The organism is Streptomyces sp. NPDC001902, from assembly GCF_042891295.1.
Lineage (GTDB): Bacteria > Actinomycetota > Actinomycetes > Streptomycetales > Streptomycetaceae > Actinacidiphila.
This window is the reverse complement of record NZ_JBIATA010000007.1, coordinates 1-24573: the sequence shown is the minus strand read 5'-3', so window position 1 is coordinate 24573 and position 24573 is coordinate 1. Positions and strand designations below refer to the sequence as shown.

Below are 24573 nucleotides of genomic sequence, written 5' to 3'. Positions count from 1 at the left end.
CCGCACGGGCGGACGGGTCGAGCGGCACGCGATCCGGAGCGGGAACGGAGGGCGTGTCCCCGGGATGGCGTGACCCCGGGTGGTCGTCTCCAGGGCTCGTTCAGGCTGCTCCGGCCGTACGACGTCACCCAGAGCCCCGCTCTGCCCACGTCCCGGGTGAGTACCACCGGCAGGGACAGGCTCCGCCCCGGCATCCGGCGTGATACTGGAGCGCATGGCCACCCACCCCGACCTCCGCACCGGCCCGGGAGACGGGCCGGACCCCGGTCCGGGACCCGGCGCCGGGCGGCACCTCGACGCGCGCTCGGAGCTCAACGAGTTCCTGCGCACCCGCAGGGCCCGGCTGAAGCCGGCCGACGTGGGGCTCGCCGAGTACGGCCGGCGCCGGGTGCCGGGCCTGCGGCGCGAGGAGCTGGCACAGCTCGCCGGGGTGTCCGTGGCGTACTACACGCGCCTGGAGCAGGGCAACGGCCGCAACGTGTCCGTGGAGGTGCTGGCCGCGATCTCGCGGGCGCTCAGGCTCTCCGAGGCGGAGCACGCCCACCTGCTGCACCTGGCGAAGCCGAAGCGGCGCAAGCCGCGGCCCGCGCCCGAGCTCCGGCAGGTACGGCCGGAGCTCCGGGAACTGCTGTCGGCCCTGGAGGGCGTCCCCGCGTACGTGTGGGGCCGCCGCACCGACGTGCTGGCGTGGAACCGCACGGCGTCCGCTCTCTTCGGCGACTGGGCGGAGCGCGCCCCCGAGGACCGGAACTGGGCCAGGATCACCTTCCTCGACCCGGCGGCCCGGCGGCTCTTCGCCGACTGGGAGTCCAAGGCCGCCGACGTGGTGGGCCAGCTGAGGATGGACGCCGGCCGGCACGTCGACGATCCGGCACTCGCGGCGCTGGTCGGGGAGCTCTCCATGAGGAGTGCGGACTTCCGCTCGCTGTGGGGCGCCCACGACGTCAAGCGGAAGTCACACGGCGGGATGCGGCTGCTGCACCCGCTGGCGGGCGCGCTCACCCTCCGCTACGAGACCCTCGCGCTCCCCGGCGACGAGGAGCAGTCACTGTCGACCTACCACGCCGAGCCGGGTTCGGCGTCGGAGGAGGCGCTGCGTCTGCTGGCGAGCTGGGGCGCGGACGCCTCCCGGGACTGGTCGGCGGCCGCGCGGGGTTGATCCCGTCCCCGCGAGCGCTCCTTACAAGTGACCTTCACGGCCTGCGCGTTGGGGTACGGCGAGCGGCAGGCGCGGTGTGGGCCAGGCCGGTTCCCAGCGCCATGCCGCCCACGCGGCGGCCTCGCCGAACGGTCCGGATCGCTCCTCGAGCATCGCCAGCGCCTGTTCGCGGGCCGCGTCGACGGCCCGGTGCTCGGTGTCGGTGACGACGCCGAGCCTGCGGACGTGGGCGTACTCGTCCTCGTCCTTCCACTCCCAGCTGCTCAGGTCGGGGGCGACGAGCAGGTCCACGATGAGGTCGAAGGTGTCGAACCCGTCGGCGGTCCGGATCGTGGGGCGCTCGAAGTTCACGTACCAGTTCCGCAGCCCGGCCCCGGTGTAGAAGGCGTTGACGCTGAACCAGGCGGTGGGCGGTTTCCACATCCGCAGCTCGGTCTCCTGCCACCGCCCGGGCGTGAGCTCCCACCGTCCCGTGGCGAGGGCGTCGATCCCGTCGGTGCGCACCGTGCGGTCGCCGGTGGCGCGGGCCTGCGCGTAGGCGACGGGCCAGCGGGTCTGCGCGCCGGGAGCACAGGCGGTCACCAGGGCGGTGCCGGTGTCGGCGAGGACACGGAGCGCGTGCTCGCTCCACACACGGCCGCTGCGGTGCACATCGCGGCGCACGGCGGTACGGCCGGCCCGGTGGGTGTTCATCGCCTTCTCCTTCGACTTGTCCGCCGTGGGACAGCGTGCGTCCGGCGCCGTGTGCGTACGTCGCACGTGTCCAGGCCTCCGTTCGAGTGGCCGCCCCGCGGCCGTCCGACGCGGCACGCGGCCCCGGGCCCGAACCTCGGCTTCACTCGGTGGTGCCCCCGCTTCCGGACCAGGATCGAACGGTGTGCCCCTGATGACGACCGGTACCAGCGTACGCAACCGCAGGGCGACGGCCCCGCTGGAGGGGCGCGTGGCCGTCGTCACCGGCGCGGCCCGGGGAGTCGGGGAGGCGCTCGCCCTGCACCTGTCGTCAGCCGGCATGCGGGTCGCGCTGCTGGGCCGTGAGGAGGCGACCCTGCGTCAGGCGGCGGCCGCCCTGCCCCGTCCGAACATCTTCGTCGAGGCGGACGTCACCGACCGCCCGGCACTCGAAGACGCGGCCCGGCGGGTGAACGAGGAACTCGGCCCCGCCAGCGTGGTGGTGGCCAACGCGGGCATCGCCGCCGGCGGGCCCTTCGCCCACACCGAACCCGAACTCTGGCAGCGCGTCATCGACGTCAACCTGGTGGGGGCCGCGAACACGGCCAGGGCATTCCTGCCCCAGCTCACGCGGACCCGCGGCTACTTCCTGCAGATCGCCTCGACCGCCGCCTTCTCCGCCGCCCCGCTGATGAGCGCCTACTGCGCCTCCAAGGCCGGCGCCGAGTCCTTCGCCCAGGCCCTGCGCGGCGAGGTCGAGCCCGACGGCGTCACCGTCGGCATCGCCTACCTCCACTGGACCGGCACCGACATGATCGTCGATCTGGACGACCACCCCGTACTGCGCGCCCTGCGGAAGAACCAGCCGTCGTTCGCACGCCGCGTCCACTCGCCCGTCCAGGTCGCCGACTGGCTCGCCACGGGCATCGCACGCCGCGCACACCATGTGTACGCGCCACCGTGGCTGCGCTTCTGCCAGCCGCTGCGGCCGCTGTTCCCCCCGGTGGTCTCGTGGATGGCCCGGCGCGAGCTGCGGGCCCGTTCAGGTGCGGAACTGGGGTCCGCCACCGCCGTCATGGGGGCCGGTGGCCGCGCCGACTGGGACGCCTTCACGTCGCCGGCCGAGCCGCGGCGGCCGGAGCGCCCGCCGCTGTGAGGGCGTCCGTTCCACCCGCCTATGGGGGAGGGCGTCGCCCCGTGAGCCCCTGCCACCGGTCCCGGGCGGCTTCCAGGCCCGCGAGTGCTCCGGCGAGTGCCGGGTCGCGGCTCTGGCGGGCGGTCAGCATGCCCAGCCACCTGCGGGCGTCCTGAGCGGGGCCGGTATCGGCGTGCGCCGCCTTGAGGGCGTCCTCCGCCTTCTTGACGGCCGTGGCGAGCTCCGTGCGGAACCTGTTCTCCTTGGCGACGGCGTTCTCGACGCGGACGCTGAAGCGGCGCACGCCGTCCTCGCCGTGCTCCCCGGGCGGGTAGGACTCCAGGTGCACCCCGTCCGGCCGCCTGAGGTAGAGGTGATGGCCCGTCGGGCTGTGCTCGAACCGCACCTGCAGGCCGTCCAGCTGCAGCACCTTCGTCTCCCGCCCGGATATGACCATCACGTGCGCGTGCAGGGACACTTTCCCGAGTGCGGCGACGAAGGCGCCCTTGCCGGGCCGGCGCAGCCGCGCGAGGTGCCGTTCGGCGTCGCCGACGCGACGCCGGTGGGCACGATCGGCCCGTGCCACCTGCGCCCGCGCCCTTGCCAGTTCGCGCCGCGCCCGGCGCCGCAGCTTGCGGACGGCCCGCCGGGCGCGGTCCAGGGCGTCCCTGTCGGCTTCATGACGGCCGGAGAGCGCGAATCTCCAGCCGCCGGGGTATCGGCGGAGCCGCCGCCCCGCTCCAGCGAGCACGAGGATCACGACGGTCAAGGTCATCCCCACTATGCCCACGCGCCCACCTCACCCAGTGACAGCCGCCGCCGCACTCATGCGCACGGGGTGGAGGAACCAGTCGAAGGTGTCGAATCTGATGCATATCGGAAGATATGCCCAGCAATGTCACGGCGAATGCGCGCGCGACGGCGGCATTTCCGGACGTGTCCGGCACCTCGGGTCCTGCGGACTGACGTCGCATCGGGTCGGCCCGCGGGTGCCGTCAGGGAGGGAGCGCGATCGGGTCCTCCGGGCGCGCCCGCGGGCCGGGTCGTGCCTCTCAGGCGGCGTGATGGGCCAGTTCGGCGTGCGGGTCGGCCGCACCGGGGACGGGTGCGGGGTCCGCGTGGACCAGGGCGGCGGTCAGGCGGGGGACCGCGTGCAGCAGCGCGTGCTCGGCCGCGACAGCCGTGTGGTGGGCCTGACGCACGGTGAGGTTCCCGTCGACGACCACGGCGACCTCGGCGCGCAGCCGGTGCCCGATCCAGCGCAGGCGCAGCTCGCCCACCTCCCGGACCCCCGGCACCTCGTGCAGGGCGCGCTCGGCGTCGTCCACGAGCGCCGGGTCGACGGCGTCCATGACGCGGCGGAAGACCTCGCGCGCGGCGTCGCGGAGCACCAGCAGGATGGCCGCCGTGATGGCCAGGCCCACGATGGGGTCCGCCAGGCGCCAGCCCAGCGCGGCGCCCGCGGCGCCGAGCAGCACGGCCAGCGAGGTGAAGCCGTCGGTGCGGGCGTGGAGGCCGTCGGCGACGAGCGCGGCGGAGCCGATCTTGCGTCCGACGCGGATGCGGTAGCGGGCCACCCATTCGTTGCCGATGAAGCCGAGCACCGCCGCGACGGCCACGGCGGGCAGGTAGGCGACGTCCCGCGGGTGCAGGAGGCGGTCGACGGCGGTCCAGGCGGCGAAGCCCGCGGACGCGGTGATGGTGAGGACGATGACGATCCCGGCGAGGTCCTCGGCCCGGCCGTAGCCGTAGGTGAAGCGCCGCGTGGCGGCCCGCCGCCCGAGGACGAACGCGATGCCGAGCGGGAGGGCGGTGAGGGCGTCGGCCGCGTTGTGGACGGTGTCGCCCAGGAGGGCTACCGAACCGGACAGGACGACGACCACGGCCTGGGCGATCGCGGTGACGCCGAGGACCGCGAGCGAGATCCACAGGGCCCGCATGCCTTCGGCGGAGGACTCCAGGGCCCTGTCCACCTTGTCGGCGGACTCGTGCGAGTGCGGGCGCAGGAGGTGTCCCAGCCGGTGGCGCAGGCGTGCCCGGCTCCGGGGGCCGTGGCCTGCGGAGCGGTCGTGGCCGTGGCCGTGGCCGTGCGCGTGCCCGTGTTCCTGCCCGTGGCCGTGGTCGTGCTGGGGGTGCGTGTGCCGGCCGTTCATGGGACCGCCTCCGGGGAGTCGTGGGTGGACACGGGCTGAGCCTTCCCCCCATTATGTGCATATGAACGCACGCATGCACCTGTCACCTGCGCATGGTGCGCACCCGCGGGAACCGGGCACCGAGCACTACGTCCGCGGGGCCGAGCTCCTGAGCCTCCTCGCGGACCGCACCCGCCTCGCCCTGCTGCACACGCTGACCGGGGGCGAGGCGGACGTCTCCACGCTGACCGAGCGGGTCGGCGCCGCCCGTCCCGCCGTCAGCCAGCACCTGGCCAAACTCCGGATCGCGGGCCTGGTCTCCTCCCGCAAGGAGGGCCGCCGGGTGATCTACGCACTCTCCGACGGCCATCTGCGCAGGCTCGTCGACGAGGTGCTCAACCTCGCGGATCACCATCTGAGCGGCAAACCGCCGCACGCCTGAGCGCGTTCCGGGATGTTCCATGGCGTAATGTGCGGCCTGTGCGAGGCCGCCACCGCGGAACGTGCCCGACGTTCCTCGTTGCGCTGCTGGCCGCATTCTGCTTCACCGTGGCCGGCTCGCCCGCGCACGCCCGCAGCTGCCCGCACCCGCACGTTCATCTGAAGAACGCGCAGGAGCGGCCGCACCCCGACACTCCCCACCACCCCGGTGAGGACTGCTCCCCGGGCTCCGCCGAGCTCCCGGGGTCCCGCACCGGACCACGCGAGCACGGGACCGGCCCCGCGCAGACCGGCGCCGCCGAAGCGGCGCCCGGACAGGTGCCCGCCTCGCACAACACACCGGGGAGCGACCCGGCCCCCGACGCCCGCATAGCGACTGCGGCGCCGTCCGTCCTCTGCCTCTGGCGCATCTAGAAGACGCCCCCCGGACCGGCTGACGGTCCCTCACCCCTGCCCGTGCGCGCACCGGCGGTGGGTGAGCCGTGCACGGCACTCTTCCCGATTCCAGAAAGCGGACACCATGAACGAGCCCACCACCGGCCACGACCTCGCCTCCGCGGTCGGCGACACGCCCCTGCTGTGGATCTCCCACCCCCTCACCTCTCCCGGACGCGGCTTCTGGGCCAAGCTGGAAGGCGCCAACCCAGGCGCCATCGAGGACCGCTCCGCCCTCCACATGGTCGGCTGCGCACGCGAGCGCGGCGACCTCCTTCCCGGCGCGACCGTCGTGGCGTCCACCAGCGGCGCCTTCGGCCTGGGACTGGTGCTCGCCGGACGGGTCTTCGGCCACCCGGTCACGCTCGTGACCGATCCGGACCTGGAGCCGGACATGAAGCGCCTGCTGCGCTCACGCGGTGCCCGTCTCGACATCGTCCGCGACGCCCACCCCTACGAGGGCTGGCAGGAGGCCTGCCGCCGGCGCGTGACCGAACTCCTGGCGGCCGAACCGGGGGCCTGGTGCGCCGACCCGTACGACAACCCCGACAACGCCGACGCCTACACGCCCCTGGCGGCGGAACTGATCGAGCAACTGGGCCGGGTCGACGTCCTGGTCACCAGCGTCGGCACCGGCGGCCACTCGGCGGGCATCAGCCGCACGCTGCGCGCCGTCAACCCGGACCTGCACGTGATCGGGGTGGACACCGTCGGTTCGATCACCTTCGGCCGGCCCGTCAGGCCCCGTCTCGTACGGGGCCTGGGCAGCAGCATCCACTCGCGCAACGTGGCGTACGAGCAGTTCACCGAGGTGCACTGGGTCGCCGCGGCCGAGGCCGTGCACACCTGCCGTGCCCTGGCCCGCTCGCACTACGCGTCGGGCGGCTGGAGCGTCGGTGCCGTCGCCCTCGTCGCCGGATGGGCGGCCCGCACCTACTCCGCCGAGGCACGCATCGTGGCCGTCTTCCCCGACGGGCCGCACCGCTACCTCTCCACGATCTACGACGACGACTACTGCCGGGACCGCGGGCTGCTCGGTACCGCCCCCGCCACGGAGCCCACGGAGGTCGCCTCGCCCACCGACGGTGAGGCGGCGGGCTGGACCCGCTGCCGCACGGTGACGAACCCCGTGGCGTCGCTCATCGCCCCCCCGGCGCACCCCGTGGAGGCGCCCGAGTCCGTGTGAGGCGGTGCCGCCGCAAGGGCGGCCGTGTTCGCCGTGCCGCCGGCACGGCGAACACGGCTGTCGCACGGCGATGACATTCGGTTGCCGCCCTGTGACAGGAGTCCGCAACTGGCCGGGCGTGAGGTGACGTCTTCCGGGGCCGGGACACGAGGTCGGAGTGCCCCTCCGGCCCGCCGCGCCACCATCGGAGGACCCAACTGTGATGCGTTCACCTCTGGCAATCGTCGGCCTGGTGCTCCTCGCCGCGACAGCGACCGCCTGCGGCTCGTCGGACACCGGCGCGAAGGCGGCCCCCGCGCAGTCCGGCCCTGCTTCCGCTGCCAAGGGGAAGGGAGCGGCCTCGGGCGGTTCGCCGGAGGACGGCAAGAAGGTCGACGCCTGCACCCTGCTCAAGCCCGAGGAGGTCACCCCGCTCATCGGCGAGAACGACGGCGGGCACCCCGACGCCGGTGTGGGGGAGAGCGTCTGCACCTGGGAGAACCCCGACACCTACCACTCCGTCACACTGAGCATCGGCTCCCCGAAGACGGCCGGCTCGGAGGACGTCGACAACTCGATGATGACCGCGTTCACCGTCGGCGACCGCCTGTGCACCATCCAGGTCGTCACCCTCAAGCGGGACGCCGACAAGAAGTCCGAGGCCAAGCTCATCGACCTCGTCCGCACGAGAGTGTGACGGGGCGGCGGGCAGGCACCTGACGCGTCGGCACCACCCCCCGGCGGGTCCTGGGGGCTGCCCCGGGACCCGCGGCCCCCGGCCGGACGCGGCCGGGTTGCCGCACGTGCGTCGGACACTAGCGTCGGACCCATGGACGCACCGACGCGGTTCACGCTGACCGAGCACTCGGCCTCCTACTGGCGCGTGACATTCGACAACCCTCCCGTCAACCTGGTGGACGCGACGATGACGAGCGAGCTGGACGCCGTCTTCACGCGCGCCGAGCACAGCGGTGTCGCGGTCATCGTCTTCGACAGCGCCGACCCCGAGTTCTTCATCGCCCACTACGACCTCTCCGCCAAGGACGAGCTGGACCACGTCCTGGCCCACCCGGAGGAGGTCCACCCCTACACCGCTCTGCTCACCCGCCTGAGCAAGCTCCCCCTGGCGACGATCTCCTCCATCAGGGGCATCGCACGCGGTGCCGGCAGCGAGTTCCTGCTCGCCACCGACATGCGCTTCGGCAGCCGCGAGAAGGCCGTCATCGGCCAGTTCGAGATCGGCATGAGCGCCATCCCCGGCGGAGGCCCCGCCACTCGGCTGCCCGCCCTGGTCGGACGGGGCCGGACCTTCGAGATCCTCTTCGGCGGCCTCGACCTGGACGGAGCCCTGGCCGAACAGTACGGATACCTCAACCGGGCCTTCCCCGACGACGACCTCGACGGCTTCGTCGACGGACTGGCCTCCCGCATCGCCTCCTTCGACCTGCAGACGATCAAGGACATCAAACACTTCGTCAACGTCGCGACCCTGCGGCCGGACGGAGAGTTCAAGGACCAGATGGACGCCTTCTGGGCCGCGGTGAACCGCCCGGCGCAGCAGCACGTCGCGCGGCACCTGTTCGAGGCGGGGCTCCAGCAGCGCGGCGAACTCGAGCGCGACCTCCCGCACTGGGTGACGCGGTTCCAGTACCGCGCCGACGCCTAGACCTCCGCCCAGCCCGGCAGGGCATCGGCGGCGGCCGCCTCCGCATGCCCAGTCCCTAGGGAGCCCTGATGGCCGTTGAGATTGCACCTCTGGTCGGCGCCTCGCGCTTCCGGCGCCGAGGGGGACTGCTCGGGGAGTGCCTCGCGGAGTTCCTGGGGATGTTCGTCCTGGTCTCCTTCGGCTGCGGCGTGGCAGCGATGGCGGTCGCGGCGCTGCCCGGCTCGGGCCGCACCGCGGGAGCCACCACGAGCTTCGTCGGCGCGGGCGACTGGGTCATGCCCGTGCTGGGCTGGGGGCTTGCCGTGACCTTCGGCATCTACGTCGCCGGTGGCGTCAGCGGCGCGCACCTGAACCCGGCGGTCACGCTCGCCTTCGCGGTGCGCCGCCGGTTCCCGTGGGTCAAGGTCGTCCCGTACGTGGTGGCCCAGCTGGTCGGCGCGTTCGCCGGGGCCGTGCTGGTGTACGCGGTCTACCACGACGCGATCAGCGCCCTGGACCAGGCCATGAAGGGGCCGAAGACGGACGGCCACACCCTCGCCAGCTTCTCGATCTTCGGCACGGTCCCCGCGCAGTACTTCCACGGGAGCCTGTGGGGCCCGCTGGTGGACCAGATCGTCGGTGCGGCGTTCATGCTCATCTTCATCATGGCCGTCATCGACCTGCGCAACCCCGCCGTGCGGGTCTACCTGGGGCCGGTCGTGATCGGCCTGGCGGTCGCCGCCATCGGCCTGTCGTACGGCGCGAACGCCGGCTACGCCATCAACCCGGCCCGCGACTTCGGCCCGCGCCTGTTCGCCTGGGCCATGGGCTGGGGGCAACTGGCCCTGCCGGGCACGTCACCCGGCGCCTTCAGCGGCTACTTCTGGGTCCCCATCGTGGGGCCGCTCATCGGCGGCGTCATCGGGGTCCTGGTCTACGACCTCTTCATCGGTGACGTCCTGCACATCCGCTCGCGAATGGCCAAGCCGCCGGAGATCGGCTGCACGCGCCCGGTGACCACCGCCGCCGAGGCGGGGGCCCTCACCCGACGCGGCTGAGGGCCCGCGGGGCTCACGGCAGCATGATCGTCTTGGAGCGCCGGATGACCTGCTCGGCGCGGGCGCCCATGTCGTCGTCGGCCGGCGGCGGTGCCTGGCCGGGGCGGGCGGGTGTGCTGTGGTCCAGCATCAGCTGTTCGAGGCCGGGCGGCGTGTAGATGAAGAGCAGGCGCGCCGCGTGGATGCGCTTGTTCTTGAAGCCGTGCCGGATGCCCTTGGGCACGTGGATGAAGTCCCCCGCCACGGCGGTGAACTCGTGGTCGCCGTCCACGAACTCCAGCTCGCCGTCGAGGACGTAGAACGTCTCGTCCTCTTGCGTGTGCGCATGGGGTACCGGTCCGCCACCGGCCGGAACGGTGGCCTCGATGAAGCCGATGTTCCCGTTCGTCTGTGCGCCCGTGGCCTTGACCGTGTAGACGTCGTCCGCGGCCCACACGGTCGGCCCCTGGCCGGACGGCACGTAGAGCGCGCCGCGCCTGTTCCAGGTCGGGTCGTCGGGGTCGTACTCGTCCAGCAGGAAACTCATCGTGCCTCTGTTGTCAGGCGACCGCCCGTCTTCCTCCGGAGCGTATCAAATCCTTGACGAGTCAATTATCTCGTACGGGTCCCGGCGGTGGTGCGCACCGGTGGGGTTGGTGTCCCTGAGGGAACTGGCCGAGCATCGAAGGTGATGTGTGCCGTCGCGGACAGCCGTTCGAACGCGCCGACCCTGCTCCTCGTCCACGGGGCGTGGCACGGGTCGTGGTGCTGGGACGCCGTGCGGTCCGTGCTCGGGCCCGGCGGCTGGGCGACGTGCGTCGTCGACCTGCCCAGCGCCGGGCAGGAGGACGCCGGAATCCACGACGACGCGCGCGAGGTGCTCCGGGAGTTGGCGGGCGTCGAGGGGCCGGTGGTCGTGGTGGCGCACTCCTACGGTGGTGCGCCCGTCACGCAGGCCGTCGCGGAGGCGCCCCGGGTCGTCCATGTCGTCTACCTCGCCGCGTACCGGCTGGAGGTCGGCGAGAGCGTCCTGGGCCACCACGGGGCTCCCGTCGCGGCCGAGCCGCGGGGCTTCCGCCCGCCCCCGGACGACCCGGTCCGCACGTTCTACGGCGACGTGCCGCGGCGGGAGGCGGAGGCGGCGGCCGCAGGGCTGGTGCCCCAGAGCGTGAAGTCGTTCGCCGAACCGCTGACCCGCGCCGGGCGGCACGCGCTCGCGTCCACGTACGTCGTGTGCGAGCGGGACCGGGCGCTGTCGCCGGCCCGTCAGGAGGGCATGGCCGCGCGCGCCGACGTGGTGCACCAGCTGCCCAGTGACCACTCGCCGTTCCTGTCCGTGCCCCAGGCCTGCGCGTCCCTCCTCGCGAGGATCGCCCTCGGAGCGAACGCCTGAAGCTCGGCAGTTCGACGCTCAGGGCCTCTGGCCGGCGGCACCGCCGGCCAGAGGCCCCTATCCGTGATCAGCGGTGTCAGCCGTCGTTCTCCGCCGACGGTATGTAGGCGCCAGGGACGTCGTCCGGCGCGAAGATCTTGTCCTCGCCGGGGTACGGCGTCGCCCACTGGTGCGTCTCGTACCACGTGAGGTGGTTCATCTGCGCGGGGTTGGCGAAGTCCGGCCTGGCGTTGGGGCCGGTCAGCCGCTGCTTGGACTGCCAGTCCTCCCACTTCGCGGCGAGGGCCTCCTTGCCCGCGGGCACCTTCGTCGTCGGGACGGCCGCGGCGCTCGGGTCCTGCGGTGCCGGGGTGTCCAGGCCGCAGGCGGGCGGGGTCTTGAGGCCGTCGGTGAGCGGGGTGCGGTTGGGCAGCGCGGTGAAGGGCGTGTAGTCGGCCTTCTTGGTGAACGCCCCGAACATCGGGGTGGCCGCGCTGTCCTTCTGGTTCATCGGGTGGATCCCGAGGATCTGCTCGATGGTGCGGATCATCGTGATCTGCGAGTAGTAGCGGCTGTCGACGGTGTCGTGCCGGGCCCAGGGGCTGATGATCTGGATCGGGGCGCGGTGGCCGTCGACGTGGTCGAGGCCGGCCTGGGAGTCGTCCTCGACCACGAAGATCGCGGAGTCCTTCCAGTACGTGCTGTGCGAGATCTCGTCGACGATCCGGCCGACCGCGAGGTCGTTGTCGGCGACCTGGGCGGCGGGGCCCGCGGGCCCGCCGGTGTGGTCGCTGGAGAGCCAGAACATGTTCAGGTTCGCCGGACCGTTCTTCTTGAAGTCCTGCTTCCAGATCTCCGCCCGGTAGACGTCCGGGACGCTGGTGTCGAACTTCGGGAAGCCGGGCACCGAGACGCTGTTCAAGGACGGGATCGGCGAGGACGACACCAGGTTGTAGGCGGTGTCCTGCCCGGTGGCCTGCATGTTCTTGGTGTCGCAGTACAGGTTCTGCCAGGTCGCGCCCGACGGCTTGGTCAGGAACTGGTGGAACTCGCCGAAGTCGCGCACGCTCTTGCCCTGCGCCTGGGCGCCGGTCCAGATGAAGCCGGTGCGCTGGTGGCCGAGGGCGTCGTCCTCGGTGTCGTAACTGCGCGCGTACTCACCGGCGGAGGACTCGGTGTACTCCGGGTTGTCCGCCTGCATCAGCCAGTTGTGGCCCTCGGCGGAGTTCGTGCCGATGTCGTACGTATTGTCGTACAGCCCGAACTGCCGGGCCAGCGCGTGCTGGTTCGGCGTCACGTTCTCGCCGAACTCGGCCAGCGACGGGTCGCCGTTGCCCTGCGGGACGTCCCCGAAGACCTGGTCGTACGTCCGGTTCTCCTTGACGATCATGAAGACGTGCTTGATCGTCGACGGGTCGCCGAGCCGCTGCGGGACGGCCACCGGCTTCGCGTGGCCCTTGTCCTTGCCCCTGTCCTTCGCGAGCTTGACCGAGCCGTTGGTCCAGCCGTTCTGCTGGAAGACCTTGGCCGTCAGGGACTTGATGACCTTCTCGCTCGGCAGCGTGAACCGCTGGACGCTCGAGGTGGTGTCGTGGGTGCCGTGCCCGGCACTGCCGGTGGGCCGGCGGGCGTCGATGCCGCGGGTGTTGGAGACCACCACCTGGTCGCCGACGGTGGCGATCTCCGCGGGGAAGTAGTCCGTCGGGAGGAGGCCGACGTAGCCGACCGGTTCCTGCGGGGAGTTGTACCGGTAGACGGCGACCGCGTTGGCGCGGCCCAGCGTCACCAGCAGGTGGCCGTCGTCGGTGAGCGTGACGGCGTTGGGCTCGTAGCCCACCGACGCCTCCGGCCACGGCTGGGTGGCGATGGTCTGCACGACCTTGTTCTTGCGGGTGTCGATGACCGACACGTCGTTGGTGGCGGTGTCCGTGACGAACAGCGCCCCCTTCTTGGCGTACAGCGCGGTCGGGTGCAGACCCACGTCGATGCTCGCGACGGCGGCCGCCGGGTCGGCCAGGTCGATGACGCTGACCGTGCCGGTGGTGGTGGCACCGGTCTTGGGGTCGGCCGGTACCTGCGTGCCGTACGAGTTGATGGTGGTCTCGCCGGGCTTCGCCGGGCGCCCGCCCTCGTTGCTGACGTACAGCTTGGAGCCGACCACGGCCATGTCGCGCGGGGCGTTGCCCACGGCCCAGCTCTGCTTGACGGTCGCCGTCGCCGTGTCGATGGCGACCACGCGGTTCTGGCCGTTGACCGCGGCGTACACGGTGGAGCCGTCGGACGAGAACACCGGCTCGCCCACCAGGGCGTGCTTGGAGCCGTCCGCCGGGATGGAGACGGACGTCGGGTCGGCGAGGCTGCCGTCGGGGTTCACGGTGAAGCGGGTGTAGCCGTCGGTCTGTCCCAGCCACAGCTGCGAACCGTCGGGGGAGTACGTGGGGCCTTCCTGGCCCACGCTGTTGCTGCCGATGCGCAGGTCCGCGGACGCGGAGTTGCCGACGAGCTGCTGGACCTTCCAGTTCTTCAGGTCCACGACGGCGAGCGCCACGCCCCCGTCGGTGACGGAGGCCGCGAGGTGGGTGCCGTCCGGGCTGACCGAGGACGACATGATCTTGCCGTTGTCGATGACGAGGCGCTCACCGTACGGGGCGATGTACTGGTCGCTCGAGACGACCTGCCCCCGGCCGGTGACCTGGCCGACCTGGTCGTGGCCGAACTGGGTGGTCTGGGCGAACCCGATCCCGGTACCGGTGGCGAGGACGACAGCGGTCGCGGCGGCCAGCGTGAGGCTTCTGCGGCTGCCGAACCGTCGGCCGGGGAGGGCATGGGTGTCCCTCTCGGCGCCCACGCGGCGGCGACGTGTGACCTGCATGGTGAGTTATCCCTTCGGGGAGGTGGCAAGCAGTTCGACGTTGCCGTCGAACTGCCAGAGCGGGTTCGGCGCGTCCCCCACCGGGGTCCGCACCAGGAAGTAGCCGTTGACTTCCTTCGGTCCGTCGCCGTCGGCGACGTACCGCCCGTCCGGAGTGACGTCGAGCTGGTAGATGGCCTGGCCCGTGGCGGTGACGCCGGGAAGGTGCCAGGAGACGACGCAGCGCCAGTCGTTGCCGGGCCCTTCGGCATCGGCCGTGACGCCGCCCTTGGTGCACGCCGCCGTGGCCTTGAGCTGCGCTTCGGTGACGGCGGGACGGTGGAGCTGGTCGGTCTGCATGCGGTACAGGTGAGCGAAGGCCGTGGCGACCGAGCGCTGCACCTTGTCCTGCTCGACCCCGGAACCCGTGGCCGTCGTCGTCGCGGTGAGGACGGCGACCGTCGCGGCGAGCAGCCCGGCCAGCGGCAGGGCGCCGGCGAGGAGCGCGCGGCGCGCGGAGCCGTCGTCGGTCAGGTTGGTGAAGTCGCGCCGCAGGAAGAGGAGGTAGGCCAGGGCCGTCGTGGTCACGGCCCACAGCAGGCTGACCGCGATGCCGATGAGGAGCGGTGCCAGCTGCTGGGGGCCGGCGAACAGCCCGTTCCAGGAGATGAAGGCGTAGCCGGGCAGGGCCAGGCGTACGACGACGGGGAGCGGCATCATCTGCGCGAGCTGCATCGCGAGCGCGACGAGCGCGGGCAGCAGCAGGCCCATCGGGGACCGCCCGAGCGCGATGGAACCGAGCAGGCCGATCCCGGCCAGGGCGAGCGTCGGGGCGAGTGCGCAGAGCCAGGCGAGCAGGACCTGCCCGGCGGCGTCGGACGGCGTCAGCAGGTGGCCGTCGAGGCCGACCAGCGGCTGGTTGCCGACTGCCACGACCCCGCCGACCGCGCTGGAGCAGGCCATCCCGGCCACGAGCAGCAGCAGGACGGTGAGGCTGGCCAGCGCCTTCGCCACGAAGATCCGCCGGGGTGAGCGGACCGCCACCAGCAGGTGCCGCCAGGTGCCGAGCCGGTCCTCGGAGGCGAAGACGTCGCCGGCGACGACCGAGGTCAGCAACGGGAGTGCCCAGGTGCCCGCGAAACCGAGCATCACCAGCGGTCCGGCCCACCCCGTTGCGTGCATCCAGCGGCCGAAGAGGGTGTCGACGGGGAGCGTGCTCTGCCGGCTCACCGCGGCGACGAAGAGCGCCGGCGCGATCCAGCAGGCCAGGACCAGCAGGCGGATCCGCCATTGCGACACCAGCTTGACCAGCTCGAAGCGGTAGCCGCGCGAAACCGGGACGCGACGGACGGGGACAACGTTGTCGGCGACGACGGTCGCGGTCATCGGCCGGCCTCCTGCTGCTGCTGGGTGAGGGCGAGGAACGCCGCCTCGAGCGGCGAGACGACGGGTGCGAGCTCACGCAGTGCGATGCCCGCCCGGACGATCCCCACCACGAGTTCGTCGAGGGCCGGCACCAGGGCGCGCACGACCAGGAGGTCGGCGTCGTTCCGTACGCCGGCGTCGTCGACGACGCGGATTCCGGTCGTGCCGAGGGCCAGTTCGCGGGCGGCCTCCGGGTCGGAGGTGAGCAGCCGGTAGTCGAGTTCACGGTTCTCGGCGGCCAGCTTGCCCAGCGGGCCCGAGAAGACGACCCGTCCGCTGGCCAGGATGGTGACCTCGGAGCACAGTGCCTCCAGGTCGTCCATGCGGTGGCTCGACAGCACGACGGCGGTCCCCTCGTCGGCGAGCCGGGTCAGGACCCCGTGCACGTGCTTCTTGCCCGCCGGATCCAGGCCGTTGGACGGTTCGTCGAGCACGAGCAGCCGGGGTTTGGTGAGCAGGGCGGCGGCGAGCCCGAGCCGCTGGCGCATGCCGAGCGAGAACCCGCGGGCCCGGTCGTCCGCGACGTCCGTGAGTCCCACCTGGGCCAGTGCGTCGTCGATCCCGGCCGTGCGCGCGTCCTGTCCGCGGAGGGCGGCCAGCGCGGCGAGGTTCTGCCGGGCGGTGAGCGACGGATAGAGGCCGGGCCCGTCCACGAAGCCGGCGACGCCGTCGGGGGCGGCGAGCGCCCGCCCGACCGGAGTGCCCAGGATCCCGAGGCTGCCGCTGTCGGCGACCGCCAGGCCCAGCAGGAGGCCGAGCAACGTGGTCTTGCCTGCGCCGTTCGGTCCGACCAGGCCGTGGATCTGTCCCTGCGTCACGTCGAGGTCGACGCCGTCGAGTGCGACGACGTCCCCGAAGTACTTGGCGATTCCGCGAGCACGGACTGCGAGGAGTGTGTCCATGAGTCCCTTCTTCCGCAACGCTCAAGGACCTTAGGGAGGGCGCACACCCCCGCGGGGGACGCTCGGTTGAATGGCCATGGAACGTATCGTCAAGACATCGGCAAGTCCGGGTGCACGAAGTGGGCGTCACCGAGCCGGACTCGGGCAGAACCGGGCGTAGGGCGCGGGCTGGGCCGGTTCGGAAGCCGGAAATTTAGTAGCCATGTACGGTATTTGGCGTGAGTCCAGCAACTGAGAGCGCCACGCCGGGATACCTGGTCTGGCGCCTGTCGATGAAATGGCGGGTGGCCGTCGACCGGGCGGTCGCACCAGTGGGCCTGACCCACGCCCAGTACGCGGTGATGGCCTCCCTGTACGGCATGTCGCGTTCCGGGCTGCGGCCCAGCCAGCGCCGGCTCGCCGACCACACCGGCCTCGAACCGCTGTACGTCTCCAAGCTCGCCCGCGCCCTGGAGACCGCCGGGCTCGTCGACCGCACCCGGGACCCGAGCGATCCGCGCGCCATGCAACTGTCGCTGACCGAGCAGGGGCGCGACGTCACGCGGCGCGCGATCGGCGTGGTCCAGGGCCTGCTGGACCAGTTGCTGGAGCCGCTCGGGGGGCAGGACAGCCCGCGCACGCGGCAGTTCACCCGCGAGCTGGCGACCCTGATCGACGCACCTCTTGATCCGTACACCGAGAACGACGAGGAGCAGTCATGACCATCACCGCACCCGCACCCACCGCCAACGGCCGGGTCATCGCCCTTGCGCACTACGCCGCGCGCGCCCTCCTGGAGGGCGTGCTGACCCGCCACGGTGCCACGTTCCACCAGAGTGTGACGCTCCGGGTCGTCGTTGCCGCGGGCGGGGCCATCGGCCGGGACGAGCTCGTCGGCGACGTCGTCGGTTCGCTCAAGACCGACGTGCCGGTCGTGTGCGGCGTGATCGAGGAGCTGACCGCCGCAATGCTGTTGGAGGAAGACCCGGCAGACGCGTCCCGGATGCGGCTCACGGACGCCGGACGGGAGTTGTACGAGAGCACCACCACGGAGACCGCCGGGATCTCCGCCCGGCTGTACGCCGGTATCCCCGCCGAGGACCTCGCTGTCGCGGGTCGGGTGCTGACACTGATCACGGAGCGTGCGAACGCCGAGTTGGCCGGCGCCTGAGGTCCTCTCCCGCTCCTCTCCGTTCCGGGGGCTGCGGCCTCCTGAGCCGGGGCCCGGCGCGTCATGCGGCGCGCCGGGCCCGCCACGGGTGGGGCACGCTCACCACCAGATGACCATGTATCCGGCCCCACCGGGCCTGCCCGCAGGACTTGTCGTGGTGCCGCCGTCGCCTCCCGAACCCGATCCCCCGATCGTTGGCTGGCCGATGAGCGACATTCCCACGGGCGGCGTGACGATGCCGTTCGTCGCGGGGCCGCCCTGGCCGGTGTTCAGGCCCGGTCCGCCTGAGCGGGAGACGGCGTCCGGGTTGATGGGTGGACCGCAGAGACCGATGCCCGGCGCGCCACTTCCGTTGGAGGAAGCGGGTCCACCGGAGCCGCCCGTGGCGAGCGCGACCGCGAGGTTGTCGGGAGGGGCGGACAGGAGCGAGAGTCCGCCTTGGGTGCCTGCGGTATTGGCGGGGCCTCCGGCCCCGCCCTCGCCGATGGTGACCGTGTGGGGTTGCCCCGGCTGTACCTGGACGGTGCACCAGACGAAGCCGCCGCCGCCCCCACCGGTGCCGTTGCTGCCGTTCGGCTTCACTCCGGCACCGCCACCACCGGCGCCCCACAGCTGGAGGAAGGCGGTGGTGACCCCGTCGGGCGGAACGAAGGTTCCGCTGGCGCTGAATTGCCGCAGACCGTGAACGGCGCTGGGCCCGGGCGGGCCCGCGGGGCCCTGCGGCCCGACGGGACCCAGGGATCCCGGGTCTCCCTGCGGTCCTTGTGGCCCCTGCGGCCCGGTGGGCCCCACGGAGCCGGGGTCGCCTGACGGTCCCGCGGGCCCTGCGGGGCCCGGCGCGCCTGACGGCCCGGCAGCTCCAGTCGGGCCGCTCGGGCCGCTCGGACCCGTCGGGCCCGCAGGCCCGGCCGGACCCGGGGGTCCCGGCGGGCCGGGCGGTCCGGGGCGGCCCAATCGCGGCGGGCAGTAGCCGGGCACGGCCGGGACGAAGAAGCACGGGAAAGCGGAGCTCTGCGGGGCGGCGACCGGAGACGTGAGCACGGGAGTCGCGGCGCGCTCTCCACCGCCCGCATGCGCCATTCCCGTCACGGCACCGGACGTCAGAGCCACGGCCGCGGCTACCGTCCACACGCGCACGCACCTCGGACGGTGTCCGGCCGGCGCCGCCAAGCCGACTCGGCGGATCACAGCATCACCTCCAGCATGGGGCCTCGAGGGCGGACTGCACCGCTCTCCCGCGGCAAGAATCACCCCGGGTCCCACCTGACGCACCCTCAGTGGCCGACCGGGTGACGGGCCTCGGGCGCGCCGGGGGGCCCGGGGGTGGGGGAGCGGGGTCGGAAGGCGCGATTCCGTGGTATCCAGGCGGGAGTTGGGGCGATCGACTGGCGGGGAGAGAGCCGTGATGACACTGGGCAGGGCGGTGCTGGCCGGGGCGGTTCTCGTCGCCGGGGTGCTGGGCTCCACGGGCTGCACCCTCACCATCGGCGAGACGGCGGGAGAGCCGGCGGATGTCGCCGTGGTCACCGCGACGGCTTCCGCCACGTCTTCGTCGTCCGGCTCCCCGTTCCCGTCCGCGCGTCCCTCCGCCACAGCCTCCGCCTCGCCCTCGCCGAGCCGCACGCCGTCACCGGTGCCCGTCCGCGGACCCCGTCAGAAGCTGGTGGTGATGACCGTCAGCGGCGGCTTCGCAGGCGTCCACCAACAGGTGACGCTCCGGGGTGACGGCACCGTCCTCACGATGGGCAAGGGCGAGCCCGTGCAGCGCCGGGTCGGTGCTGCACGGTTCGAGCAATTGCGGCTTCTGCTCGGTGACCCGGCGCTGGAAGACGTCCCGGACTTCACAATGAACATGGCGGCAAACGACATGTTCCAGTACACCCTCGAATTCGGCGGTCGCACCGTCATGACGGACCGCTCGGCTGGGCCGCCCGCGCTGGAAAGGCTCATCAACGCCCTGAGTCGGTGGCTCCCGGGTCGTTGACCTGCACTCCCTTGACGGAAGTGGTCCGGGAACCGTCCATCGGAAATACCGCAGGTGAATTCTCGTGCGGTCATGAGTCGGATATCACGGCGGCCCGCACGAGTACGCCACCCGTGCCGTGTGAGAATGCTTGAGCCCAGCCCCGGAACCAGAGAGCCGGAAACTCCGATGCAAACCTCCGTGTACATCGCCGACGTCGGCGGTGGAACGCGCCAGGGGCTGGTCGGTCGCGCGGGGGACGTGGACCGGATCGAGGGTCTGCTCGGCTCCGTCGATTCCGGTGGCGCGGTGCTGCTGTCCGGTGAGCCCGGGGTGGGCAAGACGGCGCTGCTCGGCCATCTCGCCCAGAGGGCACTGGCAGCCGGTGCCAGGGTGCTGCGGGCGGCGGGCACGCGGTCCGAGAGCGACGTGGAGTACGCGGCGCTCAACCAGCTGCTCTTCCCGCTGTGGGAGGAGGATCCGCAAGCCCTGGACGGGGCGCACCGCGAGGCACTGCGGGTGGCCCTGGGCTTCGGGGAGGGACCCCCGCCCGAGCGGTTCCTGGTCTCCAACGCGGCCCTGGTACTGCTCCGCAACGCGGCCACCGCGACGCCGGTGCTGCTGGTCGTCGACGACCTCGATGCGGTGGACCCGGCGAGCGCGGCCGTGCTGGGATTCGCCGCACGCCGGCTCCCGGGAAGCCGCGTCAGGTTCCTGGCGGCCGTCCGCAAGGGTCGTCGCAGTCCCGTCGAGGACGGCGTACGCACCGGACACGAGGTCCTGCCGCTGGACGAGAGCGCGTCGCGGCTCCTGGCCGGCTCGTCCCATCCGGACCTCGCCGGGTCGGTCGTGGAGTGCGTCGTCGCGGTGGCGCAGGGAAATCCGCTGGCCCTGGTCGAGTTGCCGGCGGCCCTGACCGGGCCGCAGCGCGCCGGACTGGAGCGGCCGCCGGCCGCGCTGCCGCTCACGCGGCGCCTGCGCGAGGTCTTCGGCTCGTGCGTGGCGGAGCTGCCCGCGGCGACACGCCGTCTGCTGCTGGTGTCCGCGCTGGAGGGGACGGGGGACCTGGCCGTCGTGCAGACCGCCGCGCACCGGCTCGGCGTCGGGGCCGACCTGGTGGACCTGGAGGCCGCCGAGCGTGACGGCCTCGTGCGGATCGAGGAGTTCGACCACCGCGTGAGCTTCCGGCACCCGCTGTTCCGTGCCGCGGTGGTCGACGCGTCCACCTCCGCGGAGCGCCGTGCCGTGCACCGCGAACTCGCCGAGGTGCTGCACGATCGCCCCGACCAGCGCGCGTGGCACCTGGGGGAGGCGTGCGTGGAACAGGACGAACACGTCGCCGCGTTGCTGGAGGGCACCGCCCACCGGGTCCTGCGGCGCGGCGACGCCATGGCCGCGATCCGGGCCCTCACCAAGGCCGCGCACCTGAGCCCCGGCGCGGCCGACCGTGGCCGCCGGCTGGCCACCGCCGCGTACATACGCGCGGACGCCTCCGGTGAGCTGACGATGGCGTCCCGCCTTCTTGACGACGCCCGGCGCTTTGGTTCCGACGCCCGCGCCTCCCTCTACTCGGCGGCGGTCACGGTCCACCGGCTGCTCGACGGCGAGGGGGACATCGACACGGCCCACCAGGTACTCCTCGGCGCGATCGAGAACGGCGACCATCCCTACCGCGTCTGCGACCCGGCCCTCGAGGAGGCCCTCTACCTGTTGTTGATGCTGTGCTGCCTGGGTGGCCGTGAAGAGCTGTGGGCGCCCCTCCACCGGATCCTGGACCGGCTAGGGCCCGACGCGCCGCCCCTGCTGGGGGTGAACGTCGCCACCCAGGGCGATCCCGCACGCACCGCCCTGGCGGCACTGGGGGACCTGGAGGAACTCATCGCGGGCCTTTCCCAGGAGACGGCCCCGTCGAGGATCACCCGGATCGGCGCCGCGAGCATCGCCGCCGACCGGCTCTCCGGGGTGCGTGACGCCGTATCGCGCGTCCTGCCCCAGGGTCGCCGGCAGATCGTCACCCTGCCGCTCCTGTGCACGGACGCGTTCCTCGCGGGCCGGTGGGACGACACGACGGAGCTTGCCGACGAGGGACTGCGCCTGTGCAAGGAGCACGCCTTCGAGGCCGTCTCCTGGTACTTCCGCTACTACAAGGCGGTCGTCGCGGCGGCGCGCGGCGAAGCGGGCATCGCGGTGGAGGCAGCCGACGCGATGGCCCTGTGGGGGACGTCCCGTGGCGCGCACCATCTGGTGACCCTGGCGGACCACATCCGGGTGCTCGTCGCGCAGGCGGAGGGCGACTTCGAACGCGCCTACCGGCACGCGGCGGCCATCAGCCCACCTGGTGAACTGGCCCCGTACACCCCGGTGGCGCTGCTGGTGGCCGGGGACGTGGTGGAGGCGGCCGTGCGCACCCAGCGGCAGGCGGAGGCGGCCGCCCACGTGACCGCCGTCCGGCAGGCCGGGATCGCGGCGCTCTCCCCGCGCAGGGCCATGCTCGTCGACGCTTCGGCCGCGACGGCCGCCGAGGCGGACGAGGAGGCGATCGGGCACTTCGAGCGGGCCCTGTCGCACCCCGGCCTCCAGCAGTGGCCCTTCGACCTGGCACGCGTGACCCTGGCCTACGGCGAACGCCTGCGCAAGGCGCGGTCGACCACCGACGCCAGGGCGTCACTGAGCGCGGCCCTGGCGACCTTCGAGCAACTCGGCGCACGGCCGTGGGCGGACCGGGCGAGGCGCGCGCTGCAGGCGACCGGATGGATGGTCAAGCGGGCCGACGGGCCGGAGTCGGTCGGCCTCACCCCGCAGGAGGTCGAGATCGCCCATCTCGCGGCCTCCGGCCTGACCAACAAGCAGATCGCCGAGCGGCTCTACCTCTCCCCCCGCACCGTCGGTGGCCATCTGGGCCGGGTCTTCCCCAAACTCGGCATCACCTCCCGCGCGGCGCTCCGCGACGCCCTGACGGGCCTCGCCAAGCGCTAGGCCTGTCGTCAAATTCCCGCCTGCCCCGCGCCGCTCCCCCAGCTGGCGCTGGGAGGTGCCCCCAGGCACGGCACTCCCCCAGCCTTCGGCCCGGGGGAGTTGTCGAATCGTCCGAGTAGCCCACTACGAGGACGACTCTCCGCCTTGCGATGCACCGCACCTGGGGGCACCTCCCAGCGGAGCTGGGGGAGCCGCTGGGCCCGCCCTCCGGGCGGTGGGGGCACCTCCCAGCGGTAGCTGGGGGAGCTCATTTGACGACACGGCCTAGCCGCGGACGTGCGGGGGCCGGCGCGGCGCCCGGGCGCCCAGGTGGGCGGGGGACTGCACGGGTGGGCAAGGGGCCGTGCACAACGGGGCAAGGAGCCCGGCGGGGAGTCCTCCTACGGTCGAGGTGTCCCATCACAAGTGGGACACCAATGCGCGGGTCCGGCACCGTTCGCGGATCCGTCGGTCTCCGGCCCCGCGCACGAACCCCAAGGGAGTGATGCCGATGCCGGACATCGAACAGTTCGAGGAGGAGCCCGACGGCGGGCGGCCGCCCCGGCATTTGGCCGTCGTGGGCGGCGTGGCGTGGATGCTCGCGGTGTGCGCGGTGTGCGTGATCCTGCCGCTGTACGCCCATCCGAGTCTCGCGTGCGGACTCGCGCCGCTGGTCACCGCAGGCGTCGTGGCGGTGGTGATGGCCCGCATGAAGGACCGGTACCGTCACGGGGCGGCGCGGGCGCGCGCCGTTTCGGACACCGTGCGGCGGACCTTGCTGCGGCCGCTCCCCGAGCGGGTCGGGGCGCTGGGGCTCGCCTCCGTCTACCGGGCCTGCGGCGGGCGGGGACAGGTCGGCGGGGACCTCTACGCCGTCGCGCGCAAAGGCGGGACGACCCGTCTGATCATCGGTGACGTGTGCGGCAAGGGCCTGCTCACGTTCGAGGACGTCGCGGCCGTGCTCGGGGCCTTCCGCGAATGGGCCCCGCGTGCGGCGACCCTGGCGGAGCTGTCGGCGCGGCTGGAGGAGAGCTTCCTGCGCCATCTGGCCGAAGCCGAAGGCGCCGTCCGCGACACGGACGAACGCTTCGTGACCGCACTGCTGTTGGAGGTACGGGACGGCGAACAGCTCGCCCGCATGGTCAACCACGGCCATCCGCCGCCCGTGCGCGCCCGCGGGGGGAACGTCGCCCTTGTGGCGGGCTGCCCGTCACCCCCGCTGGGACTGCGTTCTCTGCGGGGATGCGGGGCCATCGAGGAACGCTTCGAACTGGCCCCCGGGGACACGCTGTTGCTCTACACCGACGGGCTCGTCGAGGCCCGCGACGCCGCGGGGCACTGCTACCCGCTGATGGACCGGGCGACGGCGTGGCGCTGGGTCCAGCAGGGCCCGGACCACCACGAATGCCTGCCGGAAGCGCTCGGGGAGATCCTCCGGGACCTCGTCGACCACGCCGGTGCGCTCCCGGAGGACGATCTCGCGATGGTCGCGCTGACCCGGATGGAGGAACCGGCCGCCGCCGCGCTGCCCCGGCCCGCCGGTGAGGCCCTCGGCGAGGACGCGGGGCAGCTGCGGCAGGACTGATCACCTGTCAGTCGGCTGGGGGAGCGGGCCGGCTGCCTGGAGGGGTGCGACCTGCAGGGCGCCGGCCTGCCGCCACTCCGCCGGGGAGAGACCGTAGACCGCCCGGAAGGTGCGGCTGAAGTGCGCGTGGCTGGCGAAGCCCCACCGGTGTGCGATCGCCGCCACCGTCTGTCCCGCGAGCTCCGGCCGTACGAGGTCCCTGCGGCAGGCCTCCAGCCTCAGGCGCTGGATCCACCGGACGACGGTCATGGGCTCGTCCTGGAAGAGCTGGTACAGGTAGCGGACGGAGATGTGGTGCTCGGCCGCGACCGTCGCGGGGGAGAGGGCGGGATCGTCCAGATGGGCGCGGATGTAGGCGCGGACGCGCTGCAGCAGGGCCCGCTCCACCGCGGCCTGCTCCCCTGAGGTGCCTTCCAGGGCGACCAGGGCGGTGAGCACGTCGACGATGCCCTGCCGCAGGAAGCGTTTCGCGTCCTGCGCGCAGATGCAGTGTTCCGTCGTGGTCACGAGCCCGTCGACGTATGAGGCGAGGATCCCGCCGATCCCGTG

At 72.7% G+C, this 24573-nt stretch carries 23 protein-coding genes; 14 read left to right on the top strand and 9 right to left on the bottom strand.

Annotated features, from left to right (window positions below; genetic code table 11):
* Positions 1-214 precede the first annotated feature (214 nt).
* Positions 215-1159: a helix-turn-helix domain-containing protein gene (locus ACFYYN_RS14070; RefSeq protein WP_500545974.1), complete on the top strand. Its 945-nt coding sequence runs from the start codon at positions 215-217 to the stop codon at positions 1157-1159.
* A gap of 21 nt (positions 1160-1180) precedes the next feature.
* Here the strand turns inward: ACFYYN_RS14070 and ACFYYN_RS14065 are convergent, their stop codons facing one another.
* Positions 1181-1852 carry a ribonuclease FAU-1 family protein gene (locus tag ACFYYN_RS14065; RefSeq protein WP_500438611.1) on the bottom strand — a complete coding sequence of 224 codons (672 nt, stop codon included), beginning with the start codon at positions 1850-1852 and terminating at the stop codon, positions 1181-1183.
* 193 nt (positions 1853-2045) lie between these two features.
* Here ACFYYN_RS14065 and ACFYYN_RS14060 point away from each other — a divergent pair, with 193 nt between their 5' ends.
* On the top strand, positions 2046-2987 hold the full coding sequence (locus ACFYYN_RS14060) for an SDR family oxidoreductase (RefSeq protein WP_500545973.1): 942 nt from the start codon (positions 2046-2048) through the stop codon (positions 2985-2987).
* A 19-nt stretch (positions 2988-3006) separates the two neighbouring features.
* On the opposite strand, the gene ACFYYN_RS14055 is transcribed toward ACFYYN_RS14060, so the two are convergent.
* The gene (locus ACFYYN_RS14055; protein WP_500545972.1) at positions 3007-3741 is read right to left on the bottom strand and encodes a hypothetical protein; all 735 of its coding nucleotides are present in this window, start codon (positions 3739-3741) and stop codon (positions 3007-3009) included.
* 277 nt (positions 3742-4018) lie between these two features.
* The gene (locus tag ACFYYN_RS14050) at positions 4019-5119 is read right to left on the bottom strand and encodes a cation diffusion facilitator family transporter (protein ID WP_500545971.1); all 1101 of its coding nucleotides are present in this window, start codon (positions 5117-5119) and stop codon (positions 4019-4021) included.
* 61 nt (positions 5120-5180) lie between these two features.
* Here ACFYYN_RS14050 and ACFYYN_RS14045 point away from each other — a divergent pair, with 61 nt between their 5' ends.
* The 6 genes from ACFYYN_RS14045 to ACFYYN_RS14020 all read left to right on the top strand — a co-directional run bounded on the left by ACFYYN_RS14045 (position 5181) and on the right by ACFYYN_RS14020 (position 9842).
* Positions 5181-5540, top strand: a complete 360-nt coding sequence (locus ACFYYN_RS14045) for an ArsR/SmtB family transcription factor (RefSeq protein WP_500327102.1) — start codon at positions 5181-5183, stop codon at positions 5538-5540.
* Positions 5541-5647: 107 nt separating this feature from the next.
* A complete protein-coding gene (locus ACFYYN_RS14040) occupies positions 5648-5953 on the top strand; it encodes a hypothetical protein (RefSeq protein ID WP_500545970.1) in 306 nt (101 codons plus the stop codon).
* A gap of 106 nt (positions 5954-6059) precedes the next feature.
* Positions 6060-7160: a PLP-dependent cysteine synthase family protein gene (locus ACFYYN_RS14035; protein WP_500327105.1), complete on the top strand. Its 1101-nt coding sequence runs from the start codon at positions 6060-6062 to the stop codon at positions 7158-7160.
* A 202-nt stretch (positions 7161-7362) separates the two neighbouring features.
* A complete protein-coding gene (locus ACFYYN_RS14030; RefSeq protein WP_500545969.1) occupies positions 7363-7836 on the top strand; it encodes a DUF3558 family protein in 474 nt (157 codons plus the stop codon).
* A 132-nt stretch (positions 7837-7968) separates the two neighbouring features.
* Positions 7969-8805: an enoyl-CoA hydratase/isomerase family protein gene (locus tag ACFYYN_RS14025; protein WP_500545968.1), complete on the top strand. Its 837-nt coding sequence runs from the start codon at positions 7969-7971 to the stop codon at positions 8803-8805.
* A 68-nt stretch (positions 8806-8873) separates the two neighbouring features.
* On the top strand, positions 8874-9842 hold the full coding sequence (locus tag ACFYYN_RS14020) for an MIP/aquaporin family protein (protein ID WP_500545967.1): 969 nt from the start codon (positions 8874-8876) through the stop codon (positions 9840-9842).
* Between the two features lie 13 nt (positions 9843-9855).
* Here the strand turns inward: ACFYYN_RS14020 and ACFYYN_RS14015 are convergent, their stop codons facing one another.
* Positions 9856-10368 carry a cupin domain-containing protein gene (locus tag ACFYYN_RS14015; protein WP_500545966.1) on the bottom strand — a complete coding sequence of 171 codons (513 nt, stop codon included), beginning with the start codon at positions 10366-10368 and terminating at the stop codon, positions 9856-9858.
* Positions 10369-10512: 144 nt separating this feature from the next.
* Between ACFYYN_RS14015 and ACFYYN_RS14010 the strand changes: the two genes are divergently transcribed.
* Positions 10513-11214 (top strand): alpha/beta fold hydrolase, encoded by a 702-nt coding sequence (locus tag ACFYYN_RS14010; RefSeq protein WP_500545965.1) that lies wholly within the window; start codon positions 10513-10515, stop codon positions 11212-11214.
* A 76-nt stretch (positions 11215-11290) separates the two neighbouring features.
* On the opposite strand, the gene ACFYYN_RS14005 is transcribed toward ACFYYN_RS14010, so the two are convergent.
* Genes ACFYYN_RS14005 through ACFYYN_RS13995 form a run of 3 tightly spaced genes read right to left on the bottom strand, consistent with a single transcriptional unit; the run spans position 11291 to position 16371 of the window.
* A complete protein-coding gene (locus tag ACFYYN_RS14005; RefSeq protein WP_500545964.1) occupies positions 11291-14065 on the bottom strand; it encodes a bifunctional YncE family protein/alkaline phosphatase family protein in 2775 nt (924 codons plus the stop codon).
* Positions 14066-14071: 6 nt separating this feature from the next.
* A complete protein-coding gene (locus ACFYYN_RS14000) occupies positions 14072-15430 on the bottom strand; it encodes an ABC-2 transporter permease family protein (protein ID WP_500545963.1) in 1359 nt (452 codons plus the stop codon).
* On the bottom strand, positions 15427-16371 hold the full coding sequence (locus ACFYYN_RS13995; RefSeq protein ID WP_500545962.1) for an ABC transporter ATP-binding protein: 945 nt from the start codon (positions 16369-16371) through the stop codon (positions 15427-15429). The genes ACFYYN_RS14000 and ACFYYN_RS13995 overlap by 4 nt, the downstream gene beginning before the upstream one ends.
* Positions 16372-16589: 218 nt before the next feature.
* On the opposite strand from ACFYYN_RS13995, the gene ACFYYN_RS13990 reads away from it, so the two are divergent.
* Both ACFYYN_RS13990 and ACFYYN_RS13985 read left to right on the top strand, forming a co-directional pair.
* Positions 16590-17072, top strand: a complete 483-nt coding sequence (locus ACFYYN_RS13990; protein ID WP_500545961.1) for a MarR family winged helix-turn-helix transcriptional regulator — start codon at positions 16590-16592, stop codon at positions 17070-17072.
* A gap of 2 nt (positions 17073-17074) precedes the next feature.
* Positions 17075-17521 carry a MarR family winged helix-turn-helix transcriptional regulator gene (locus ACFYYN_RS13985; RefSeq protein ID WP_500546177.1) on the top strand — a complete coding sequence of 149 codons (447 nt, stop codon included), beginning with the start codon at positions 17075-17077 and terminating at the stop codon, positions 17519-17521.
* A 99-nt stretch (positions 17522-17620) separates the two neighbouring features.
* On the opposite strand, the gene ACFYYN_RS13980 is transcribed toward ACFYYN_RS13985, so the two are convergent.
* On the bottom strand, positions 17621-18601 hold the full coding sequence (locus ACFYYN_RS13980) for a glycine-rich domain-containing protein (protein WP_500545960.1): 981 nt from the start codon (positions 18599-18601) through the stop codon (positions 17621-17623).
* 325 nt (positions 18602-18926) lie between these two features.
* Here ACFYYN_RS13980 and ACFYYN_RS13975 point away from each other — a divergent pair, with 325 nt between their 5' ends.
* From ACFYYN_RS13975 to ACFYYN_RS13965, 3 genes are all read left to right on the top strand, one after another.
* Positions 18927-19505, top strand: a complete 579-nt coding sequence (locus ACFYYN_RS13975) for a hypothetical protein (protein ID WP_500545959.1) — start codon at positions 18927-18929, stop codon at positions 19503-19505.
* A 168-nt stretch (positions 19506-19673) separates the two neighbouring features.
* Positions 19674-22460, top strand: a complete 2787-nt coding sequence (locus ACFYYN_RS13970) for an ATP-binding protein (protein WP_500545958.1) — start codon at positions 19674-19676, stop codon at positions 22458-22460.
* 490 nt (positions 22461-22950) lie between these two features.
* The gene (locus ACFYYN_RS13965) at positions 22951-24024 is read left to right on the top strand and encodes a PP2C family protein-serine/threonine phosphatase (protein ID WP_500545957.1); all 1074 of its coding nucleotides are present in this window, start codon (positions 22951-22953) and stop codon (positions 24022-24024) included.
* Here the strand turns inward: ACFYYN_RS13965 and ACFYYN_RS13960 are convergent.
* Positions 24025-24573, bottom strand: a 549-nt coding sequence (locus tag ACFYYN_RS13960) for a helix-turn-helix domain-containing protein (protein ID WP_500545956.1), incomplete at its 5' end; no start/stop codon positions are given.

Bases quoted from the DNA above. Each gene is read 5' to 3' on its own strand.
- ACFYYN_RS14070 (WP_500545974.1), top strand. From the start codon at position 215: ATGGCCACCCACCCCGACCTCCGCACCGGCCCGGGAGACGGGCCGGAC.
- ACFYYN_RS14065 (WP_500438611.1), bottom strand. From the start codon at position 1,852: ATGAACACCCACCGGGCCGGCCGTACCGCCGTGCGCCGCGATGTGCAC.
- ACFYYN_RS14060 (WP_500545973.1), top strand. From the start codon at position 2,046: ATGACGACCGGTACCAGCGTACGCAACCGCAGGGCGACGGCCCCGCTG.
- ACFYYN_RS14055 (WP_500545972.1), bottom strand. From the start codon at position 3,741: ATGACCTTGACCGTCGTGATCCTCGTGCTCGCTGGAGCGGGGCGGCGG.
- ACFYYN_RS14050 (WP_500545971.1), bottom strand. From the start codon at position 5,119: ATGAACGGCCGGCACACGCACCCCCAGCACGACCACGGCCACGGGCAG.
- ACFYYN_RS14045 (WP_500327102.1), top strand. From the start codon at position 5,181: ATGAACGCACGCATGCACCTGTCACCTGCGCATGGTGCGCACCCGCGG.
- ACFYYN_RS14035 (WP_500327105.1), top strand. From the start codon at position 6,060: ATGAACGAGCCCACCACCGGCCACGACCTCGCCTCCGCGGTCGGCGAC.
- ACFYYN_RS14030 (WP_500545969.1), top strand. From the start codon at position 7,363: ATGCGTTCACCTCTGGCAATCGTCGGCCTGGTGCTCCTCGCCGCGACA.
- ACFYYN_RS14025 (WP_500545968.1), top strand. From the start codon at position 7,969: ATGGACGCACCGACGCGGTTCACGCTGACCGAGCACTCGGCCTCCTAC.
- ACFYYN_RS14020 (WP_500545967.1), top strand. From the start codon at position 8,874: ATGGCCGTTGAGATTGCACCTCTGGTCGGCGCCTCGCGCTTCCGGCGC.
- ACFYYN_RS14015 (WP_500545966.1), bottom strand. From the start codon at position 10,368: ATGAGTTTCCTGCTGGACGAGTACGACCCCGACGACCCGACCTGGAAC.
- ACFYYN_RS14010 (WP_500545965.1), top strand. From the start codon at position 10,513: ATGTGTGCCGTCGCGGACAGCCGTTCGAACGCGCCGACCCTGCTCCTC.
- ACFYYN_RS14005 (WP_500545964.1), bottom strand. From the start codon at position 14,065: ATGCAGGTCACACGTCGCCGCCGCGTGGGCGCCGAGAGGGACACCCAT.
- ACFYYN_RS14000 (WP_500545963.1), bottom strand. From the start codon at position 15,430: ATGACCGCGACCGTCGTCGCCGACAACGTTGTCCCCGTCCGTCGCGTC.
- ACFYYN_RS13995 (WP_500545962.1), bottom strand. From the start codon at position 16,371: ATGGACACACTCCTCGCAGTCCGTGCTCGCGGAATCGCCAAGTACTTC.
- ACFYYN_RS13980 (WP_500545960.1), bottom strand. From the start codon at position 18,601: ATGGCGCATGCGGGCGGTGGAGAGCGCGCCGCGACTCCCGTGCTCACG.
- ACFYYN_RS13975 (WP_500545959.1), top strand. From the start codon at position 18,927: ATGACACTGGGCAGGGCGGTGCTGGCCGGGGCGGTTCTCGTCGCCGGG.
- ACFYYN_RS13970 (WP_500545958.1), top strand. From the start codon at position 19,674: ATGCAAACCTCCGTGTACATCGCCGACGTCGGCGGTGGAACGCGCCAG.
- ACFYYN_RS13965 (WP_500545957.1), top strand. From the start codon at position 22,951: ATGCCGGACATCGAACAGTTCGAGGAGGAGCCCGACGGCGGGCGGCCG.